Source organism: Catonella sp., assembly GCF_052169795.1.
In the GTDB taxonomy this organism is placed as follows: Bacteria; Bacillota; Clostridia; order Lachnospirales; family Lachnospiraceae; genus Catonella.
Window position 1 is genome coordinate 1 of the sequence record NZ_JBQNBU010000118.1, and the last position, 5,145, is coordinate 5,145.

The window sequence follows — 5,145 nt, forward strand, 5'->3', positions numbered from 1 at the left end:
TCAATATTATTCTTGACCTGCCTGTTGAAATTTTTCGTTTCATATCCATAGATTTCGGCTAATTCAAAGTCAAGCATAACCTTTTGTCCCCTAATAATATAAATCTTTTTTACAAGAGATTCATGATTTACAATCATCATTTCATCTTTTTTATCCATTTCTTTGTCCCCTTTATTCAAATCTCCAAACAATTCATTTTATAGAGCATATTGTGTCATAAAAATAGTTAGCTGAGTTTGCCTGTATTAGGGCTTGCTTTCAGTATAGGTAAGTAGAGCTAACTCTCATCCATTGTTTATATATTATTAAATAGAAGCTTTTAATAAATTCACTCTTAGGATACTAGGGGAAAGTATTGGAAAGTTGTATTCTGTTAAATAGAAAAGTGTGTGCTTGCACACACTTCGCGCGCGAGCGGTGCCGCAAGGCAAACTTCCCTGCCGCGAGCTGTGCATCCCTCGGAGAGATTTTTATTTAATAGGGAATTTCGGAGAAATTTCCTATTAAATAAAAAAAGGATACCACAGTATCCTAATCTGTGATATCCTTTTGGTTTTATTCAGTTTTTACAATAAAATTACAACTTACTTTGTAATATTAAGTGTTACTGTTACTACTTTCTCTACACCTTCAAGAAGAATCTTGAATTTAAGCTTTGGTGCATTTGTAGGTGCAGCCTTGAAAGCTGACTTAGAAACCTTAATTGTAAGTTTTCCACTTCCAGTACCATCAGTTGCCTTCTTCATCTTACTTGCCTTTACAGTTACTCCGGAAACCTTATCTGTAACAGTAATCTTTGGAGCAACACCGTCCTTAAAGAGCTTTGAAAATTTAATATCCTCTGTCTTAATTATCTCTGATTTAATCTTACCCTCTACAGTAAGAGCATCATCCGGCTTTGTAAACTCACCCTTATCAGCAGCAAGCTTAAATGCCTTACCCTCTCCATCTGGACTAGGAAGTTTTACACTTCCATCTACCTTATCCTGCTTTGTTCCTGCTAAGCGAACAAAAATCTTAGCAGCAGAATTATCATCTCCATAAGTATTATCAGACTTTGCAGTAGAATACTTAAGGTTAGTCTTACTTGGAATTATTTCATTCTTCTTTTTATTATCCTTACCTGCCTTTACCTTAATCCACTTTGTAGTAGCATCAGGTACCTTTCCATCATTTTTAATAGCTATTTCATATTCCACTTTAGTTTTATTCTCTATATAAGCACCCTTCTTAAGATCATAAGGAACTTTTACTACTAAGTCTAACTTATCAGTTACTAATCCACCAGCTTTGGTTAACTCCTCAACAGTCACAGCTTCTTGTTTAGAAAGAACAATTTCTGTAATCTTGGAAGCTGGTTTTTTAGCTGTAGCCTTATCTCTTACCTGTATAAGAGCATTCTTTGTACCATCAATCCCAAGATTAAGATTTCCACCTTTAAAAGCAACCTTTCCAGAAATATCTGCCCAATTTGCATCGTCTGCTATAGTTGCAGCACCAGCGTCATTAAGACCAATTTTATACTCCTGCCCTTTTTTGAAATTAATCATTCCCTTAGCAGTGTCAACTGTTATCTTAGGAGCCTTAGCTTGCTTAGTAAATTTTACCTTGACTTCCTTACTTGCCCAAGCAGTATCAGTCCCTTTAAGCCTAACTACCACATCCGCACCAGCCTGAGAAAGACCAGCTATTACTTTTGATGGAATACCTTCTCCAGGAGCTGCATCAGCTGCACCACCAAAGAACTGATTAAGCTGTACCCAGTCGCAGGTCTTTCCAAGCTTGACCTCAATTGTTTTAAAAACCTCAGGCTTTGTAATATCAAGCACACTATCACCATCTACAGCAGCAAAAGCCCCCAAATCACCATTACTATATGTTTGAGCCTTTGTAACTTCCTTACCTCCAACTGTTACTTTATCATTTTCCAACTTAATAAAATCTGCTTTAAAAGCCGTTTTCTGTGAGTTAATAGATTTTACAATCCAAGGCTTACCAGCAGCTGTAAATGACTCCACCTCTCCTAAGGCAATTAAATTATTATTTTTCTTATTTAAGAAAGAAAGATCTATAGTTCCTCCTTCTACAGGAGTAACCTCATCTACTTTATAATATTTACCATCTGATGTAAAATCACTCTTTTTCTCATCTACTTCCTTAGCCACCCCCCAAAACTTATATTTTGTGGTTGTTGCCTTTTCTAAATTTAATACAAAATCAAAATCAGCTGCACTAACAGTCTTTGGTGCTACAAAACCAATACAACCAAGAGTAAATGCAAATGCCATACCCTTAATCATTGTCTTTTTGAAATTCATAATAACCTCCTATGTTATCTAAGCCATCCTTTGCTCCAGCATTTCCAATCTAAAATTAAGAACTACACTTATATTTTATAATCTAAAATTATAACAAGTATTAAGATGCCGGAGTAAATTTTATTGTAGGACTAATCACATCAGCTCCCTCAGCACTGAGTTTAATTTGTTGGGTTTCCTCTGTAGTAGCCTTTTTACCAATCTTAACAGTTACAATAGCTGTAGCACTTCCATCACTACCTTCTACAAAATTATCTACCTTTACAGTGATATTACCACCTTTTACAGCCTCAAGCTTAGGCTTCTTATCAAATTTTTGATAAGAAGTAATTTTATAATTAAAAGTAATCTCTTTTTCCTCACCCTTGGTATAAGATGCAGTAACTTCTGTTTTTGACACAGCAGTCGTATTTCCACCTGCAATTGTAGTAAGATCACCCTCCTGTGCTATCTTACCAAGAGTCACCTCTACAGGTTTAGCAGCTGAAGCAAGGGTTGCTTCACCGTTCTGAAGCTTCTTACCAGCCTTACGAATCAGTACCTTAAATTTAGAATCACCATACGAATTCGCCTTACCGAGCTCCTTAGAATACTTAAGCTTTAATACAACATCCTTAGCCTCTGGAGTCTTCTTTCCCTTCAATACTGTCCACTTTGCTTTCTCAGGAAGATTAGCATTTTCTCTACCATCTACATAAACTTCATAATCTTCTGTAGACTTATTAGTGATAGTAGCACCCTTAGTTATATCAAACTTACGCACAAGAGCTATATCCACCTTATCTGCAACTAAAACACCATCTGGCTTATTTGCTATAGCCGCAGCATTAGCAAGATCTGCAGTACCAATAAGCCTAATCTTCGCAATCTTAGATGCAACTTTCTTCTTATCAGCTTTATTTCTGACAAATAAAGTGTAGTTCTTTGTATTTACAATTGCACTATCTGTTTTACTAAAAGCAAGTGACTTTTTATTCTCAGGAACTTCTTTCCAAGTATTACCAACTGCTGGCTCATCATTACCACTTTTTTCTACCACTTGATACTGCATACCTTTTTTTAAAGAAGTAACTTCCTCTTTCTGAACATCCACTCCTACCTTTGGAGCCTTAGGCTGAGCTGTTATTTTAAGCTTCGCTTCCTTAACCCAAGTATTAGCATCAGCTGCATATCTAAAAGTAAGGGAAGCTCCTCTCTGAATAAGTGCCTTTAATCTTGCATTAACCTTATCTTTATCTGGAGCAGCTCCACCTCCAAAGAAATCCTTAAAAGTAGCCCAGTTACCATCTCCAGCCTTAACAAATACCTTCTCAGCATTAGTTGCCAAATCTATTTCTTTAGTATTCTTACCTTCACTAGCCTCAGCCGCAAGATAACCAGCATCACCACCAAGGTCACTAGCTGCTGCTGCCTTGCTCATTTTTCCATGTTCCGATCCATTATAATAAACACTGAATTTCTTGCTGGCAGCACCTATCTTCTGTACCTTCCAGCCTGTATATTTTCCATCTGCTCCAACTGTATTATTTTCACCATATGCAATATAGAGCTCCTTACCCTCACCTAGAGCTGTAAGATTAACACCTGCTGAATATGCTTCTACATCAGCAGGCTTAATTACATAATTACCACTATCTATTACATTTGCTTTTTTTACATCCTTAACCGGCTTTGCCACTGCCCAAAAGTTTGTACCACTTGCAGTAAAGAAACCTGTTTTATTATCAAATTTTGGGTCTGAAGGTGCTGCTTCCACCCTCGCACCATAATTACCTAAAAACGAAACTGCTCCAAGTCCTAATGCAAAAACCATAGTTTTTGCAATTTTCTTGTTTAAATTCATAATAACCTCCTTATTTTTACGGACAGCATCCTCTTCGGATGGCGTCCATTCGCCATCCTTGGCTATTACTCATTTTCCTTATGTACGCTAAGGAAAATGAGTCTTGCCCAATGTTACATTGGTTTCATTCACAATTAATATCGGCAGCTGAGCCTTAAAACTTAACCGCTTAATTAATTTTTTTCAAACTGTTCCCTGTTTCAAACAATCTGCCCACTTATTTGGGAAACATTTTGAACGGTTTCATTTAATAAAAATTATGTATCAATCTTTATTTTTTGAAACCTTTATTTTATTAAAACACAATATATAGAAAAATGCAAGCCTTTTTCCCACATTTACCACAAAATTTCCATTAACATCATATTTTCTTAATAATGAAGATATAAATAAAATGCTAAGCCATAGGTTCTAATCTGTGGCTTAGCACTATTTTTTCTGACAGGGATAGTATCATATAATATTATCAATATCCCTTTTTTTGTAAATAATTCGTCTTACTTCCATAACATCTTCAATTACTACATAAAATATACAATAGTTATGTACAGTTATTCGATAGTATCTATGAGTTCTCTCTTTCATTGACTGATATGGTGCAAATGCAACAGGATTATTAAGTAAAAACTTCATCCTTAGAATAGCGGACATCACATTCATCCGCATATTTATCTGCTTCATCAAGGCTTTTTTCAACAGAATCCGTAAGGGATGAATACTGTTCTATACTCATTACCACCATTGTTCCATATCCGTTTTTTGTTAAAAATATAGGCGAATTAGTGCTAATCACTTCTTCTATCTCTGCGAATTTATTTCTTAAATCTGATACAGGTCTTATATTTATCATAATTCACCTCCTTTATTATCATAATTTTATCATAATACTAAAGAAATGTATATATGAAAGTTTTTCCTTTTAATACCTAGATTTATTTTAACTTATCCTTCACTACATCCAAAGCTTTTTCTAACTGATTATCC

4 protein-coding genes are annotated in these 5,145 nt (G+C 35.3%); all 4 read right to left on the reverse strand.

Features of this window, described 5'->3' with window-relative positions; all coding sequences use genetic code 11:
• Positions 1-158: ORF6N domain-containing protein (locus ACTTKP_RS11045; protein ID WP_442553959.1), on the reverse strand; the 158-nt coding region annotated here is incomplete at its 3' end.
• Between the two features lie 426 nt (positions 159-584).
• Positions 585-2,318: a hypothetical protein gene (locus ACTTKP_RS11050; RefSeq protein ID WP_442553956.1), complete on the reverse strand. Its 1,734-nt coding sequence runs from the start codon at positions 2,316-2,318 to the stop codon at positions 585-587.
• 100 nt (positions 2,319-2,418) lie between these two features.
• Positions 2,419-4,161, reverse strand: coding sequence for a hypothetical protein (locus ACTTKP_RS11055; RefSeq protein WP_442553957.1), 1,743 nt, complete (start codon positions 4,159-4,161; stop codon positions 2,419-2,421).
• 616 nt (positions 4,162-4,777) lie between these two features.
• The gene (locus ACTTKP_RS11060) at positions 4,778-5,011 is read right to left on the reverse strand and encodes a type II toxin-antitoxin system Phd/YefM family antitoxin (protein WP_442553958.1); all 234 of its coding nucleotides are present in this window, start codon (positions 5,009-5,011) and stop codon (positions 4,778-4,780) included.
• Positions 5,012-5,145 lie beyond the last annotated feature (134 nt).

Bases quoted from the DNA above. Each gene is read 5' to 3' on its own strand.
- ACTTKP_RS11050 (WP_442553956.1), bottom strand. From the start codon at position 2,318: ATGAATTTCAAAAAGACAATGATTAAGGGTATGGCATTTGCATTTACT.
- ACTTKP_RS11055 (WP_442553957.1), bottom strand. From the start codon at position 4,161: ATGAATTTAAACAAGAAAATTGCAAAAACTATGGTTTTTGCATTAGGA.
- ACTTKP_RS11060 (WP_442553958.1), bottom strand. From the start codon at position 5,011: ATGATAAATATAAGACCTGTATCAGATTTAAGAAATAAATTCGCAGAG.